This window comes from Pseudothauera lacus (assembly GCF_003034845.1).
Lineage (GTDB): Bacteria > Pseudomonadota > Gammaproteobacteria > Burkholderiales > Rhodocyclaceae > Pseudothauera > Pseudothauera lacus.
The window spans coordinates 130,300-144,589 of sequence record NZ_PZKC01000007.1 but is presented as its reverse complement, the minus strand read 5'-3'; the positions used below and the strand labels follow the sequence as shown (position 1 = coordinate 144,589).

Genomic DNA, 14,290 nt, shown 5'->3' with positions numbered 1-14,290 from the left:
TCTGGCCTCGCTTTCCCACTTGGCTCGCGACGATCGCTCAAGCCCGACAGGCTGCTAGGGAAGCACTGATTTATTCCCCACCGTTCGGCCTGTCGAAGCCCGCTCGAAGGCACTGCCATCAAGTGCCCTTCGACAGGGCGAACGGAGTACCCGTTTCCCGCGCTTGCTCTGCCACGCCGCGGCGGTGCTTCCTTAACGGCTGGGACGCGTCGAACGTGCGTTTGCTATAGTCGGAGCGGGACGAACACAGGCTGTGACCTGGCGCCGCAAGGAGGAATGCGAATGCGGTTGAGCGAACGGGAAATTGAGGCGATCGCCACCACGGCCTCCGAGGTGTTCGGTGCCGATGCCGAAGTCCGGCTCTTCGGTTCGCGTACCGACGACGACAAGCGAGGTGGAGACATCGATCTCTACATCACCGTTTCGGAGCGCGATGTCGAGCGGCTCGTGCGAGCCGAGCTGAGCTTTCTGGCCCGCCTGAAGCGCTGCATCGGCGATCAGAAGATTGATCTCCTCATCGATTATCCGGGGCGCAAGCACCGCCCGGCCGTCCTCGATGTCGCGCGCCAGACCGCTGTTCCGCTGAGGGCGGTATCTTGAGCGCGGCCGACATCGGCATGTTGCGACTGCAGGACGCCTGGCGGCAGGCCTGCCGCCATGTCCACCACATGCTGCATGCGCTGCGGGCGGTGCAGCCCGCGCTGCTGGAGTTCCTGCAGGAGCCGTATTCGACCCGGCCGATGCTGGACAAGCTGCATCGCCTGGAGCAGCTCGGCTATCTCGGAAGCGTGGAGGATTGGCAGGTATTGCGCGAAGTGCGCAACCGCTTCACGCACGACTACCCGGATGGTGCGGAGCGCAATGCTGCCAGTCTGAACGTGGCGACTTCGGCTGCCGTCGACCTGCATGCCTGCCTGGCCCGGGTTGGACAGCAGCTTGCCGTCGATCAACCCGGGCTGGCGCTCGAGCCCCTGGAGGCATTCTGATTGGGCCGCGGCGGCGTCAGCCGCCGAGCGCAGCCCGCTCCGCCACGCCCCGCGCCCCGCGGCGCAGCTCCCATTCCTTCACCAGCGCATAGATCGCCGGTATCACGATCAGGGTGAGCAGGGCCGACGACAGCATGCCGCCCACCATCGGCGCGGCGATGCGACGCATCACTTCCGAGCCGGTGCCTGTGCTCCACATGATCGGCGCCAGCCCCAGGATCACCGTGATGGTGGTCATCATCTTGGGGCGCACGCGGTCCACCGCGCCTTCCATCACCGCGGCGTAGAGTTCGCCCACTGCGGGGGCGCGGCCTTCTTGGCGGCTGCGTTCGAGCAGGCGCTGCCAGGCGTGGTCGAGGTAAATCAGCATCACCACCCCGGTTTCGGCCGCCACCCCGGCCAGCGCGATGAAGCCCACCGCCACCGCCACGCTCATGTTGTAGTCCAGCCACCACATCAGCCAGATGCCGCCGACCAGGGCGAAGGGCACCGAGAGCATGACGATGAAGGTTTCGGTGAGGCGGCGGAAGTTGAGGTAGAGCAGCAGGAAGATCACCGCCAGGGTCACCGGCACCACGATCGCCAGCCGTTCCCTGGCGCGTTCCATGTACTCGAACTGGCCGCTCCAGGTGGCGTAGCTGCCGGGCGGGAAGGCGACCTGGGCGGCGACCGCCTGGCGCGCCTCGGCGACGAAGGAACCGATGTCGCGGCCGTGCAGGTCCACATACACGTAGGCCACCGGCAGTGCGTTCTCGGTGCGCACCACCGGCGCGCCGCGCACGATCTCCACCCTGGCGACCTGGCCGAGCGGCACCATGCCGCCATCGGGCAGCGGCAGATAGACCTCGCGGGCGATGCGCTGCGGGTCTTCGCGCAGCGCGCGCGGGTAGCGCACGGTGACGTTGTAGCGCGCCGGGCCTTCCACCGTGGCGGTGACCGGCTCGCCGCCCAGCGCGGTGGCCACGGTGTCCTGCAGCATGCCCACGGTGAGGCCGTAGCGCGCCAGGCGTTCGACGTCCGGCACGATGTCGAGGTAGAAGCCGCCGGTGACCCGCTCGGCGTACACGCTGCTCGCCCCAGGCACGCCCTTCACCACGCGCTCCACCTCCTGTGCCACCTGCTCGATGGTGGCCAGCTCGGGGCCGAACACCTTCACGCCGATCGGGGTGCGGATGCCGGTGGAGAGCATGTCGATGCGTGCCTTGATCGGCATGGTCCACGAGTTGGCCAGGCCGGGGAAGCGCAGCGCCGCGTCCATCTCGGCGATCAGGCTGTCCACCGTCACCCCGGGGCGCCATTCGGTTTCCGGCTTCAGGTTGATCACCGTCTCGAACATCTCCAGCGGTGCCGGGTCGGTGGCGGTGTTGGCGCGTCCGGCCTTGCCGTACACCGATGCCACTTCCGGGAAGCTCTTGATGATGCGGTTGGTGGTGGCGAGCAGCTCGCCGGCCTTGGTCACCGACATGCCGGGCAGCGCCGCCGGCATGTAGAAGATGGCGCCTTCGTTGAGGGTGGGCATGAACTCGCTGCCGATGCGCGCCGCCGGCCACAGACTGACCAGGCTCAGCAGCACGGTGACCACGATGGTGGCCGCCTTGTGGCGCATCACCCAGGCGATCACCGGGCGGTAGAGCGCGATCAGCACGCGGTTCACCGGGTTCCGGTTCTCCGGCAGGATCTTGCCGCGGATGAAGATCATCATCAGCACCGGGATCAGCGTGATGGAGAGCAGCGCCGCGCCCGCCATGGCAAAGGTCTTGGTGAAGGCCAGCGGCGAGAACAGCCGCCCCTCCTGGCCTTCCAGCGCGAACACCGGCAGGAAGGAGACGGTGATGATCAGCAGCGAAAAGAAGATCGCCGGCCCCACCTCGCGGCAGGCTTCGATCATCGCCGCGGCGCGCGCGCGGCCGTCGGCGGCGCGTTCGCCCAGGCGTTCGAGGTGCTTGTGGGCGTTCTCGATCATCACGATGGCGCCATCCACCATCGCCCCGATGGCGATGGCGATGCCGCCCAGGCTCATGATGTTGGAGCCGATGTCGAGCGGGCGCATCACCAGGAAGGCGATCAGCACGCCGATCGGCAGGGTGACGATGGCCACCAGCGCGCTGCGCACATGCAGCAGGAAGACGATGCACACCGCGGCGACGATCAGGCTTTCCTCGATCAGCGTGGTGCGCAGGGTGGCGATGGCGCGCTCGATCAGCTCCGAGCGGTCATATACCGGGAAGATCTCCACCCCTTGCGGCAGGCCGGGCGCGAGTTCGGCGATCTTCGCCTTCACCCCGCGGATCACCTCCAGCGCGTTCTCGCCGAAGCGCGCCATGACGATGCCGGAGGCCACCTCGCCGGTGCCGTTGAACTCCGCAATGCCGCGCCGCTCCGCCGGCACCAGCTCTACCCGCGCCACGTCGCGCACGCGGATCGGCGTGCCGCCGCTGGCGCGCAGCACGATCTCGCCGATGTCCGCCGCACTGCTCAGGTAGCCGCGCCCGCGCACCATGAATTCGGTTTCCGCCATCTCCACCACGCGCCCGCCGACGTCGCGGTTGGAGCTGCGGATGGCCTGGCTCACCGCCTCCAGCGCAATGCCGTAGCTCGCCAGGCGGTAGGGGTCGACGGTGACCTGGTACTCGCGCACGAAGCCGCCGATGCTGGCCACCTCGGCCACACCCGGCGCCTGGGTGAGCGGGTAGCGCACGAACCAGTCCTGCAGGCTGCGCAGTTCGGCCAGCGAATGGTCGGGGCCGTCCAGCGCGTACTGGTACACCCAGCCCACCCCGGTGGCGTCCGGGCCGATCTGCGGGCTCACCCCCGCCGGCATGCGCCCGGCCGCGCTGGACAGGTATTCCAGCACCCGCGAGCGCGCCCAGTAGATGTCGGTGCCGTCCTCGAAGATCACATACACGTAAGAGGCGCCGAACATCGAGATGCCGCGCACCACCTTCGCGCGCGGCACCGCCAGCAGCGCCGAGGACAGCGGGTAGGTGACCTGGTCTTCCACCACCTGCGGGGCCTGGCCGGGGTAGTCGGCATAGACGATGACCTGCACGTCGGAGAGGTCGGGCAGCGCATCCAGCGGCGTGCGCAGCATCGCCCAGATCCCCGCCACCACCAGAAAGGCGGTGGCGAGCAGCACCAGGAAGACGTTGCGGGCGGACCAGGTGATGATTCTGTCGAGCATGGGTGCCTATTCCTTCCGACTGACTTGCCGCCCGAACGGGCTGGCTGTGCAAAGCCGGCCCTGCCGGGCTGGGGTGGGGATGGGTTTCCACTGGCGCACAGAAAGACCCATCCCTCTCCCGGCCTCCCCCTTGAAGGGGGAGGCGTAAGGTGGCGCGAAGCTCATCGCGCCACCGCCTCGACCTTGGTCACCACGAATTCCCCCGGCCCGCGCGCCTCGAACTCGAACGCGATCGGCGTGCCCGGTGCCAGCCCTTCGACCAGCGCGGGCGAGGCCAGGTCGAAGTCCATGGTCATTGCCGGCCACTGCAGGGCGGGAATCGGTTCGTGGGTCAGCGACACCGCACCGTCCTCGTACAGTTCCTCGAACACGCCCTGGGTGCGGTAGACCTGCACCGCGGCGTCGTCGGCGGTGAAGCCGGCCAGCGCTGCACGCAGGCGGCTTTCGGCGTCGATCAGGAAGTTGGCCGCCACCACCACGCGGGCGCCGTCTTCCAGGCCGTCGAGAATCTCGATCCACTCCGGGTCGCGCCGTCCGGTGCGCACCGCCTGCGGGCGGAAGCGGCCTTCGCCTTCGGCCAGCAGCACCAGCTGGCGCTCACCGTCGTCGATGACTGCGGAATCCGGCACCGCCAGCACCGGCGCGGCCTCGCCGGTGGCCAGCGCCACCTGGGCGAACTGCCCCGGGCGCAGCCGGCCGTCCGGGTTGGGCAGTTGCAGGCGCACCCGGGTGGTGCGGGTGGCAGGGTCCAGCGTGGGGTAGAGGTAATCCACCGTGGCGGCGAAGTCCTCGCCCGGCCAGGCGTCCAGGCGCACCGTGGCGGGCTGGCCGGGGCGCACCCGGGCGATGTCCTGTTCGTATACCTCGGCCAGCACCCACACCGTGCTCAGGTCGGCGATGCGGAACAGGGTGTCGCCGGCGCCAAAACGCATCCCGGCCACCGCGTTGCGCTCCAGCACCACGCCCTTCATCGGCGCGCTGAACTGCTGGCGGGCGCCGCTGCCGGCGCGCATCTCCCAGTTCGCCAGGCGTTCGCGGGTGGCGCCGGCCAGGCGCTCGGCACCGGCGCGCGCCTGCGCGTCGGCTTCGGCGCCCAGGCTGCCGGCCAGGGTTTCGGCAATCTGCAACTCGGCCGCGGCGGACACCAGTTCCGGCGCATACACGGTAAACAGCGGCTGGCCGGCGCGCACCGGGTCGCCCACCGCGGACACGTGCAGGGTCTCGATCCAGCCTTCGAAGCGCGGCGCCACGTCGCGGATGCGGCGCTCGTCCACTGCCACCTGGCCCACCGCGCGCACCGGTTGCAGCAGCGCGCGCCGCTCCGCGCTGGCCACCCGCACGCCCAGCCCCTGCATGCGCGCCGGGCTTACCGTCACCGCGCCGGAATCGTCGTTGTCCTCGCCCTCATAGACCGGGATGTAGTCCATCCCCATGCTGTCCTTCTTCGGCACCGGCGAGGTGTCGGGCTGGCCCATCGGGTTGCGGTAGTAGAGGATGCGGCGCTCGCCGCTGCCTGCGGTGGTCGACGCGGCGGCCGCGGTGGCGCCCGCTTCGTGGCTGCCGTGGCCACCCTGGCCGCCGGCCCAGTAACCGGCGGCGCCGGCCAGCGCCAGCGCGGCGACGATCAGGAATATGCGCGCAGGGCTCGAGGTCCGGCTAGCGCTGCCGTTCGCCCTGTCGAAGGGCGCTGCCTGACCGGCATCCGGATTCTGGCTTGGATGGTCTGTGCTCAAAGTTCTTCTCCGGCCAGGCTCTGCAGTTCAAAAAGTGCCATGCGGCCGTCGGCCTGCGCGCCGAGCAGCGCCAGGCGGCTGTCCTGCAGGCGGCGCCAGGCTTCCAGCACGGTGTCGAAATCGGCGCGCCCGGCCGCATAGGCGGCGCGTGCGGCCTCGAAGCCGGCGCTGACCTGCGGCAGCAGGCTGGCGGCGGTCAGGCTTTCGCGCGTGCGTGCGCCCTCCAGTGCGGCCAGGGCGCTGCCCAGCGCACCGCGCAGGCGGGCTTCTTCAGCGCTGCGGCGGGCGGCGGCGGCCTCGCGCATGCGCTCGGCTTCCAGTTCGCGGGCGTGGCGCGGGGCGCGCTGCAGCGGGATGTTCATCTCCAGCATCAGGTCGTAGCTGGTGATGCCGTTGCGCGGGCGGTTGTAGGTGAGGCCGACGCCCACGTCCGGGTAGCGCTCCAGCCGGGTGCGTTCGGCGCTGAGCCGGGCGGCATCGATCTGCATGCCCAGGCTGGCCAGCGCCGGGTGCTCGCTGCGCAGGCGCTCGAACAGCGCGGCAGCATCGGGGCGCGGCAGCGCGGGCAGGGCGCCCGGTGCGGCCAGCGCGGCGTCGGCCGGGCGGTCGAGCAGGCCGTTCAGCGCCGCGCGCGCGCCGGCCAGGGCCTGCTCCGCGCTGGCGATGCGCAGGCGCAATTCGGTGTGTTCGCCCTGCGCGCGCAGCACCGCCTGCTGGCTGCCGGCGCCGCTGCGGTAGCGCGCCAGCGCGGCGTCTTCCAGCGCCGCCAGGGTGCCGAGCTGTTCGCGGTACAGCGCCAGTTCATGGCTGGCGGACCAGTAGCGCAACCACGCCGCCTTGAGGCTGCCGGCCAGCTCCCGCCAGCCCGCGTCCACCGCCGCTTCGCGCGCCGCCGCCAGCGCGTCGGCGGCCTGCGCCTCCAGCGCGCGCTTGCCGCGCCACGGCAGCATCTGCACCACCCGGTAGCGCGTCTCGCCGACCTGGCCGGGCAGCACGGAAAAATCGTTGCGCCCGCTCATGGCGTTGTTCACGTCCATCAGCTCGATGGTGAAGCGCGGATCGGGCAAGGCCCCCGCCGCCCCGGCCCCGGCGCGCGCCGCGGCAGCTTCCAGGGTATCGGCGGCAAAGCCCGGATGGTGCATGCGCGCATGCGCCAGCACCCCGCCCAGATCGGCCCCCAGCCCCGGCTCGCCGGCGCTCGCCGGGGGCAGCCAGAGCAGCGCCAACCCCAGCAGCGCTCCCCGCAACCCCCGCAGCTTCCGTAGCCCGGATGAAGCGCAGCGCAATCCGGGACCGGTCCCTGGCGCAGCAAACGCCGCCCACCTCACGCCGCACGCCATGCCCCCCACCGGCTCACGCATGATGGCCGCGCTCAGTTGGCCGCTTCGAACCCGTGCAGCATCAGCTTGCCGCCCTGGTCGCTGGCCTCGAAGCGGATCTTGTCGCCCGCCTTGAGGGTGGACAGATCCACGCCTTCCGCGGCATTGAAGCTCATCGTCATCGGCGCCATGTTCATGTGCGGGATCGGTCCGTGGGCAATGCTCACCGTACCGCGCGCCGCATCCACGCGGCGAACCGTGCCTTCGGCCACGCCCTTGGCGCTGTCGGCCGATGCGGTGGCAGCGGGCGCGGCATGGCCGTGGTGGCCGTGATGCTGGGCCTGGACGGCGAGGGGGGTAAGCAGGGCGAAGGCGAGCAGGGCAGGGGCAAGCTTGGTCATGGCAGGCTCCGGTATCGGTGAATGGATGCCGGAATGATGACCGCCCGCCCCCCACGACAAGCTGACGCGGGGATTACAGATCTGTAATCCGTGGGGGCTGTGCTTGGGTGAGTGCGAGGGGGTGTCGGTGCGTGAGGTGCTTCGGGCGCGATTGAGGCCAGCCTGCCAACAAGGGGATGAAAGAGGGGAGAGAAACGATTGATCTCTGCTGATGGATGGCGCCTTGTCGACCTCAGCCGTCATTCGACAGCCGCTTCCGGTGCAGCCGCAATGCGACGGTTACTTGCCGCTCGACCACCAAGCTGTAACGACCGGCAACCTCTCTACCCCTGTGAGCCTGAACTGACAACGCGTTTGTCGCTCACGTCGCATTAGATGGGGGGCGCTGACAAAGTACTGCGACCGAGCACCGCAACTACCGTCTATCATTCCTCGAACAGTTCGGAATGCGTGCCCGCACGCACGAAGATGATGACATTGCCATTCATCCTGTAGATCAACAAAAAGTCGCCGCCGATGTGACATTCCCGGTGATCCGCCCAAGCCCCCTTCAGTGGATGATCGAGCCACTCTGCGCCCAGAGGCGAATCGTTGGCGATGAGGAGCAACATCGCCTCCTTCAGACGCTTGAGGTCGTAACGGCCCGAGCGGGAAAGGCGATCCCAGTCCTTGAGGAAGGTCTTGGTGTAGTCGCACGCCCTGGGCGGCGTGGCCCGCTTACTGCTGGCGGGCCTTTTCGAGCTCATCGATCAGTGCGTCGGCAGAGTTAAAGCGCGTAGCGCGGGCCTTCGTCATCACGCGTGCTTCTTCCATCGCTTCACGGGTTTCGGAGTTCGGAACCTTGAGTTCCAACGGGAAAGCCTGGTCATTGACCACGCGCTTGAGCAGGATGCGTACCGCATCCGACACGGACAGCCCCATGGCTGCCAGAGCCTCGCTGGCTTGCGTCTTGATTTCGTTGTCCACCCGGACGTGCAGCATCGTGGAATGGGCCATAGCCGGATCCTCCATTTTCGGACATTTTGTATCTCTTATGCGATACAGTCAAGGAGCTCAGGCCAACGGTAGCTTGTGGTCGTTGCGACTGCATGGCCACAGTGCCCGCAGGCGGTCGGGCGCCAGCGTCGAAGTAAGCCCCGCTGCGGGCGCAGCTTCGGCGAGCCGCCAGCTCATCCCGGTGCGCCAAAAGCGTAACGCCATTAGCGTTACGCAGGTGCTAGACTGACAGCACCCACACAGGAGTCCTCATCATGAGAGCCGCCACCGAAGCCCCGCGCCGCGACACGCTCAACCTGCGTATCCCGCCCGAGGAACGCAACCTCATCGACCGCGCTGCCGAAGCCGCCGGCAAAACGCGCACCGACTTCATCCTCAGCGCCGCCCGCCGTGCCGCGGAAGACACCCTGCTGGATCGCGCCATCCTCTCCGTCAGCCCCGAGGCCTACGCCGAGTTTCTCGCCCGGCTCGATGCACCGGCCCAGCCCAACGAGCGCCTGCGCAAAACCATGCAGACCGCCGCTCCCTGGACCAAGGCCTGATGCTCAGCGCGCCCTGCCTGCTCGGTGCCGAACACAATCTCTCCGCTTTCGACTGCGGCGAACCCACGCTCAACGAATGGCTGCGCCGCCGCGCCCCGCAGAACCAGGCCAGTGGCGCATCGCGCACCTTCGTCTGCTGCGAGGGGAATGCCGTGGTCGGCTACTACGCACTTGCCGCCAGCGCCGTCGCCCCGGCTGCCGCACCGGGGCGCTTCCGGGGCAACATGCCCGATCCCATTCCCGTTGTCGTACTCGCCCGCCTCGCCGTGGCTGCCAGCCATCAAGGCCAGGGGCTGGGCCGCGCCCTGTTTCAGGATGCTGCCCGCCGTGCCCTGTATGCGGCAGACGCCATCGGCGTGCGCGGCCTCATCGTGCATGCCTTGAGCGATGCCGCCCGCGCCTTCTACCTGCAACTCGGGCTTGAGTCTTCACCGCTCGACTCCATGACCCTCATGACCACCTTCACCGACCTGCGCGCCGCCCTCGGCGACGCCTGACGCACACCACACCCCGGATCGCCGGCGAGTTCAAGAACCGCATCGACAGCCTCTGGGCCGAACCCTGGACCGGCGGCATCACCAATCCCCTCACGGTGTAACGATGGGGATCGTGAACGTCGGGATCATGAAGGCTTGGACATCCCAGTTCCGCCGGTAGCTGGCGCTTTCGGCCGTGTCCTTGGCAGTGGCTGATGCGTGAGGCCATCGAGCAGTATGTGGTTTGCTACCGCTTCGATGGCGAGTTGGTCACGAAGCGGGTCCTTCGACAGGCCGAACGGTATCTGGTTGCCGGGTTAGTAGCCTGCCGGGCCAGGATGGACGTGGGGGAATGAAGCGACTACGTTATCACCAAGTATTACCGCTCGATTCGAGGTCCATCATGGCAACGTCTCTCAAGATCGACGACGCGCTGAAGCATCGCGTCCAGCAACTGGCCAGTCAGCGTCGACGCTCGCCGCACGGGGTGATGCTCGAAGCCATCCAGCAGTACGTCGAGCGCGAGGAGGCCCGCGAGCGCTTCAAGCAGGAGGCTTTGGCTTCGTGGGCGTCCTACAGGGAAACAGGTCGCCATTTCACCGCTGAGGAGGCCCGCGCCTGGCTCAACACCTGGGGCACCGATGACGAAGTGACTGTGCCAGAGTGCCACGAGTAATCGTTACCGAACGCGCCGCGCACGGCTTGGAGCGCTGCCGGCGCTTCCACATGCCGAACCGCGCTTACGGCCGTGTCCATGGCGCTGGCGAGCGCGTTGGCCAGGGTGCATACTGTAGTGCGCTGTATTACAGGAGACGACTTATGGCTACGCAGCCTGTTTCGGTGCGTCTTGATGAACCGCTCAAGGCGCGCGTGCGCAAGTTGGCCGAGCAACATCGGCGACCGATGCACTGGCTGATGCGCGAGGCCATCGAGCAGTATGTGGTTCGCGAGGAACAGCGCGAGGCGTTTCGGAAGGAAGCGCTCGACGCGTGGGATCACTATCAGCGCACTGGTTTGCACCTGACCGGTGCCGAAGCGGATGCCTGGCTGGCCGAACTGGAGGCCGGTAACGATGTCGAGCCGCCCCGAGTTCATCCCTGATGCCGCGCCTGATCTGGTCTGCGCCGGCAGTTGCAAGTGTCCAGCGGCTGTATCGATTTCTGGCGATCATTGATCCGGCTGCGGCTCAACGGGCGGTGGCGGCGATCCGCGTCGGTGTGAGGATCCTCGGGGCACATCCCGAGGTCGGGCGGGTGGTCGAGGAGATGGACGAGCGCTTCCGAGACTGGCCGATCGACTTTGGTGGCAGTGGCTATGTGGTTCGCTACCGCTTCGATGGCGAGTTGGTCACGATACTGACCGTACGGCACCAGCGAGAGGGCTCGTTCAAGTCGGACTGACTAGCTGCGGGGGCCGACGGACATGCCGTCGCTGCAGCCGCAGGCCCCATCCGCCGCATCCAGATCCGCCAGGATCGGGCAGTCCGGGCGCTGGTCGCCGTGGCAGTGCTCGGCGAGCGTCTGCAGGGTGGCGACCATGCCTTGCAGTTCGTCGATCTTGCGTTGCAGGGCGGTGATGTGGGCGGTGGCGATGCGCTTGACGTCGGCGCTGGCGCGGCCCTGGTCGCGCCACAGGGTCAGGAGCCCGGCGATGTCATGCACGCTGAAGCCGAGGTCGCGGGCGCGGCGGATGAAGCGCAGCACGTGGATGTCGTCGGCGCTGTAGTGGCGGTAGCCGGCGTCGCTGCGCTGGGCGGGGGTGATGAGGCCGATGGATTCGTAGTAGCGGATCATCTTGGCCGATACGCCGGAGGCGCTGGCGGCCTTGCCGATGTTCATCATGCGGCGCCTCCGGGGGCGTGGAAGCGGCGCAGGCGCAGGGCGTTGCCGAGCACGAAGACGCTGGACATGGACATTGCCGCGGCGGCGAAGACCGGCGACAGCAGGGCGCCGAAGGCGGGGTAGAACACCCCGGCGGCGAGCGGGATCAGCGCGCTGTTGTAGGCGAAGGCCCAGAACAGGTTCTGGCGGATGTTGCGCAGGGTGGCGCGCGACAGCGCGATGGCGCGCGGCACGCCGGCGAGGTCGCCGGACATCAGCACCACGTCGGCGCTTTCGATGGCGACGTCGGTGCCGGTGCCGATGGCGATGCCGATATCGGCCTCGGCCAGCGCCGGGGCGTCGTTGATGCCGTCGCCGACGAAGGCGACGCGGCGCGGTTTGCCCCCTCCGCCGGCGCGCAGCTTCTGCAGCGCGGCGACCTTGCCGTCCGGCAGCACTTCGGCGACCACTTCGTCGATGCCGGCCTGGCGGGCGATGGCGTGGGCGGTGCGGGCGTTGTCGCCGGTGATCATCGCCACCCGCAGGCCCATTGCGTGCAGGGCCTGCACGGCCTGGGCGGAGGTGGGCTTGAGCGGGTCGGCGACCGCGATGATGGCGGCCAGGCGGCCGTCGATGGCGGCGTAGAGCGGGGTCTTGCCCTCGTCGCCCAGGCGTTCGGCTTCGGCGGCGAAGGTGGAGGTGAGGGCAGGGTCGTGGCCCAGGCTGCGCATCAGGCGGTCGGCGCCGACGTCCACGCGGCGGCCGGCAACGCGGGCGCGCACGCCGTGGCCGGCGCTGGCCTCGAAGTCTTCCGCTTCGGCCAGTGTCAGGCCGGCCGCACGCGCCGCGGCGACGATGGCTTCGCCGATGGGGTGTTCGGAGCGCCGCTCCACCGCGGCCACCAGGGCCAGCACCTCGTCGCGTGCAAAGCCGGGCGCGGGCACCAGGTCGGTGAGGGTGGGACGGCCGACGGTGAGCGTGCCGGTCTTGTCCAGCGCCACCACTTCGGCGTCGCGCAGCACCTGCAGCGCGCTGCCCTGGCGGAACAGCACGCCCAGCTGGGCGGCGCGCCCGGTGGCGACCATGATGGAGGTCGGCGTGGCCAGCCCCATCGCGCACGGGCAGGCGACGATGAGCACCGCCACCGCATTGACCAGCGCGAAGGTGAGCGCCGGCGCCGGGCCGAAGGCGAGCCAGACCAGGAAGGTGAGCAGCGCTACCCCCATCACCACCGGTACGAACACCATGGTGACCTTGTCCACCAGCGCCTGGATCGGCAGCTTGGCGCCTTGCGCCGTCTCCACCATGCGGATGATCTGCGCCAGCACGGTGTCCGCCCCCACCTTGGTGGCGCGGAAAGTGAGCGCGCCGCGGGTGTTGAGCGTGCCGCCCACGACTTGCGCGCCGGTGCGCTTTTCCACCGGCAACGGCTCGCCGGTGATCATCGATTCATCGACGAAGGAGCTGCCGGACACCACCTCGCCATCCACCGCCACCTTCTCGCCGGGGCGCAGTTCGATCAGGTCGCCGACCGCGACCTCCTCGATCGGCAGTTCCTGCACGCCGCCCTCGCGCACCACCCGCGCGGTGCGCGGCTGGATGCGCAGCAGGTGCTGGATGGCTTCGCTGGTGCGGCCGCGCGCGCGCGCTTCGAGCAGGCGGCCGACCAGGATCAGGGTGACGATGACTGCGGCGGCCTCGTAATACACGTTGATCGTGCCGGCCGGCAGCAGGCCGGGGGCGAAGGTGGCGACCACCGAATAGCACCAGGCCGCGCTGGTGCCCAGCGCCACCAGGGCGTTCATGTCCGGCGCGCCGCGCAGCAGGGCGGGCACGCCTTTCTGAAAGAAGCGCAGGCCGGGGCCGAACAGCACCGCGCTGGTGAGCGCGAACTGCAGCCACCAGCTCTGCTGATGGCCGAGCGTGGCCATCACCCAGTCGTGCATCGCCGGGATCAGGTGCGAGCCCATCTCCAGCACGAACACCGGCAGGGTGAGCACGACCGCCAGCCACACCGCGCGCTGCAACTGGCGCTCTTCGGCGGCGGCGTCCGCGGCGCGGCGCGATTCGCTCACCTCGGCACGCGGGCGGGCGCCGAAGCCGGCCTTCTTCACCGCCTCGATCAGCGCCGCCGGCGCCACCCCGCCCGCGGTTTCCACATGCGCGCTGCGCGCGGCGAGGTTCACGCTGGCGTCCACCACGCCGGGCACGCGCTTGAGCACCTTCTCCACCCGCCCCACGCAGGCCGCGCAGCTCATGCCTTCGATGTCGAAATCCAGCGCATCGCGCCGCACCTCGTAACCGGCCTTGGCCACCGCCTCGGCCAGTTGGGCAAAGCCGACGGCGGACGCCGCGGTGACGGTGGCGGTCTCGGTGGCGAGATTCACGCTCGCCGCCTGCACGCCCTCCACCTTGAGCAAGGCCTTCTCCACATGCGCCACGCAGGACGCGCAACTCATCCCGCCAACCTGCAGGATGCGCACGGTGCCGGCCGGTTCTGCCAGGGTGTTCATGAGCCTTGCTCCAGTCCGATGATCTTCATGGGTACCACTGTAGACTTTGACATGGTGGGAAGGTCAACGAGTTCTTTGAGTTTGTCGCAGGTGCCTGCCAGCAGGTCCCCTCCTCTTCAAGGGGGTGAGGGCGGGCGGGGTTTCGCGGAGCACTGCTCAGGGAAGGATGGGATGGGTTGCCAGCGGGCATCAAACGATGCATGTGCGAACCTCGTAGGAAACCCATCCCCACCCCAGCCCGAGAGTCTCTGCTTCGCTCCGCCGCTTTGGCGGCGCAGAGCGATGCTCTGCGAAACCCCGCCTCCGCCCCCTTGAAGGGGAGG

The 14,290-nt window shown here is 68.8% G+C and carries 15 protein-coding genes; 7 read left to right on the top strand and 8 right to left on the bottom strand.

Translation table 11 applies throughout. The features are described from left to right. The first annotated feature begins 282 nt into the window (after positions 1–282). A complete protein-coding gene (locus C8261_RS10380; protein WP_107493633.1) occupies positions 283–600 on the top strand; it encodes a DNA polymerase III subunit beta in 318 nt (105 codons plus the stop codon). Further along, positions 597–986: a hypothetical protein gene (locus C8261_RS10375; protein ID WP_219905185.1), complete on the top strand. Its 390-nt coding sequence runs from the start codon at positions 597–599 to the stop codon at positions 984–986. Before C8261_RS10380 ends, C8261_RS10375 begins: the two co-directional genes overlap by 4 nt. 16 nt (positions 987–1,002) lie before the next feature. Here C8261_RS10375 and C8261_RS10370 read toward each other — a convergent pair whose 3' ends face one another. From C8261_RS10370 to C8261_RS10345, 6 genes are all read right to left on the bottom strand, one after another. Beyond that, positions 1,003–4,167 carry an efflux RND transporter permease subunit gene (locus C8261_RS10370; protein WP_107493632.1) on the bottom strand — a complete coding sequence of 1,055 codons (3,165 nt, stop codon included), beginning with the start codon at positions 4,165–4,167 and terminating at the stop codon, positions 1,003–1,005. A gap of 161 nt (positions 4,168–4,328) precedes the next feature. Continuing rightward, a complete protein-coding gene (locus tag C8261_RS10365) occupies positions 4,329–5,801 on the bottom strand; it encodes an efflux RND transporter periplasmic adaptor subunit (RefSeq protein WP_408003214.1) in 1,473 nt (490 codons plus the stop codon). Positions 5,802–5,896: 95 nt separating this feature from the next. Then, positions 5,897–7,126, bottom strand: coding sequence for a TolC family protein (locus C8261_RS10360; protein ID WP_235864892.1), 1,230 nt, complete (start codon positions 7,124–7,126; stop codon positions 5,897–5,899). A gap of 146 nt (positions 7,127–7,272) precedes the next feature. Further along, positions 7,273–7,620 (bottom strand): copper-binding protein, encoded by a 348-nt coding sequence (locus C8261_RS10355; protein ID WP_107493630.1) that lies wholly within the window; start codon positions 7,618–7,620, stop codon positions 7,273–7,275. Positions 7,621–8,045: 425 nt separating this feature from the next. Further along, on the bottom strand, positions 8,046–8,366 hold the full coding sequence (locus C8261_RS10350; protein WP_107493629.1) for a type II toxin-antitoxin system YafQ family toxin: 321 nt from the start codon (positions 8,364–8,366) through the stop codon (positions 8,046–8,048). After that, complete coding sequence (locus C8261_RS10345) at positions 8,338–8,616, bottom strand: type II toxin-antitoxin system RelB/DinJ family antitoxin (RefSeq protein WP_107493628.1); 279 nt, start codon at positions 8,614–8,616, stop codon at positions 8,338–8,340. The genes C8261_RS10350 and C8261_RS10345 overlap by 29 nt, the downstream gene beginning before the upstream one ends. A gap of 254 nt (positions 8,617–8,870) precedes the next feature. Here C8261_RS10345 and C8261_RS10340 point away from each other — a divergent pair, with 254 nt between their 5' ends. The 5 genes from C8261_RS10340 (at position 8,871) to C8261_RS10320 (ending at position 11,034) form a co-directional block, all read left to right on the top strand. Continuing rightward, positions 8,871–9,158, top strand: coding sequence for a type II toxin-antitoxin system TacA family antitoxin (locus C8261_RS10340; protein ID WP_107493627.1), 288 nt, complete (start codon positions 8,871–8,873; stop codon positions 9,156–9,158). Beyond that, entirely contained in the window at positions 9,158–9,655 is a 498-nt protein-coding gene (locus C8261_RS10335) for a GNAT family N-acetyltransferase (protein WP_107493626.1), read from the top strand. The genes C8261_RS10340 and C8261_RS10335 overlap by 1 nt, the downstream gene beginning before the upstream one ends. A gap of 382 nt (positions 9,656–10,037) precedes the next feature. After that, the gene (locus tag C8261_RS10330; RefSeq protein WP_107493677.1) at positions 10,038–10,310 is read left to right on the top strand and encodes a CopG family ribbon-helix-helix protein; all 273 of its coding nucleotides are present in this window, start codon (positions 10,038–10,040) and stop codon (positions 10,308–10,310) included. A 143-nt stretch (positions 10,311–10,453) separates the two neighbouring features. Next, on the top strand, positions 10,454–10,735 hold the full coding sequence (locus tag C8261_RS10325) for a CopG family ribbon-helix-helix protein (RefSeq protein WP_107493625.1): 282 nt from the start codon (positions 10,454–10,456) through the stop codon (positions 10,733–10,735). After that, positions 10,735–11,034, top strand: a complete 300-nt coding sequence (locus tag C8261_RS10320) for a type II toxin-antitoxin system RelE/ParE family toxin (protein ID WP_107493624.1) — start codon at positions 10,735–10,737, stop codon at positions 11,032–11,034. The genes C8261_RS10325 and C8261_RS10320 overlap by 1 nt, the downstream gene beginning before the upstream one ends. On the opposite strand, the gene cueR is transcribed toward C8261_RS10320, so the two are convergent. Both cueR and C8261_RS10310 read right to left on the bottom strand, forming a co-directional pair. Next, a complete protein-coding gene (gene cueR, locus C8261_RS10315; RefSeq protein WP_456238935.1) occupies positions 11,035–11,475 on the bottom strand; it encodes a Cu(I)-responsive transcriptional regulator in 441 nt (146 codons plus the stop codon). Continuing rightward, positions 11,472–13,967, bottom strand: coding sequence for a heavy metal translocating P-type ATPase (locus tag C8261_RS10310; protein WP_107493623.1), 2,496 nt, complete (start codon positions 13,965–13,967; stop codon positions 11,472–11,474). The genes cueR and C8261_RS10310 overlap by 4 nt, the downstream gene beginning before the upstream one ends. Between the last annotated feature and the right edge of the window lie 323 nt (positions 13,968–14,290).